Genomic DNA, 350 nt, shown 5'->3' on the forward strand with positions numbered 1-350 from the left:
AGACATGTCTGGTCTCCAATCGAATCCACACCTACATCTGCTCCAAGTTTTTCAAACAGTCCGGTATGGTTATTCCGTAAGGCACCGAAGTGAACTTGTGTCACAAAGCCATGTTTCTTGTACAATCGGCACAATTCTCTAAAGATAGCAGTCTGCCATTTATTGATACTGGATTGACCAGCTTCTTTACCTGCAAGTCTTGCTAGTAAAATTTCATCCAACTCTTCGAGGGTAGCCTCTTCATAGGAAATAGCCGTAAAACTGATGTCACTTGCTCGGCAACCGTGTTGAGCAAAATAGGAAACACGCTGACCAAGTGCCTCTACAAAACTTGCAAAGTCTCTTACTGC

1 protein-coding gene is annotated in these 350 nt (G+C 43.4%); it reads right to left on the reverse strand.

The window, feature by feature from the left end; genetic code table 11:
• A partial coding sequence (locus C1G53_RS09565) for a glucuronate isomerase (protein WP_161941403.1) occupies positions 1 to 350 on the reverse strand: 350 nt, incomplete at both ends.

The sequence above is a fragment of the Streptococcus suis genome, assembly GCF_002960445.1.
Taxonomy (GTDB): domain Bacteria; phylum Bacillota; class Bacilli; order Lactobacillales; family Streptococcaceae; genus Streptococcus; species Streptococcus hyiners.